The organism is Streptomyces hilarionis (assembly GCF_024539675.1).
GTDB classification, from domain to species: domain Bacteria; phylum Actinomycetota; class Actinomycetes; order Streptomycetales; family Streptomycetaceae; genus Streptomyces; species Streptomyces hilarionis.
The window spans coordinates 1-415 of sequence record NZ_JAHHIT010000471.1 but is presented as its reverse complement, the minus strand read 5'-3'; the positions used below and the strand labels follow the sequence as shown (position 1 = coordinate 415).

Annotated in this window: 1 protein-coding gene; it reads right to left on the bottom strand. The window is 53.7% G+C overall.

All coding sequences use genetic code 11. The annotated features are described in order from the left end of the window. Nucleotides 1–415 (bottom strand): hypothetical protein (locus KMS84_RS39170; RefSeq protein ID WP_256921365.1); only part of this gene is annotated, 415 nt, incomplete at both ends.

Below are 415 nucleotides of genomic sequence, written 5' to 3'. Positions count from 1 at the left end.
ATCACCTTGAACGTTTTCCAGCTTGTTGATGGCTCCTCTGAGCATTCCGACCATGGCATCTAAATCATGATCGTCCGGAAACCATTCTGACAGCTCGACGTTGCAAAACTCTGAGCGGCCGAGCACCCACTTGAGAACCATATCTCCGGTCGCGCGGAAGTGATCGGCCATATAGATCTGGTGATCGGTCTTCCACCCCCTCCGCTCTAGTTCATCGGTGGCGTTCAAGATGCCCGTGTCACCAAAGCAAAATGCCGTGTCGGGGTAGTGGATACCAGCAAGCGACACCTTGGCCTCACCGACCTCGCTGTTCCAATATGCTAGGTAGTGCCATCCACCCGAAGTGATGTGAGGTCTCGGGAAATTTATGGCTGCCTTGCCGGTGATGAAGTGCTCGTGGATAACCCTACTAAGG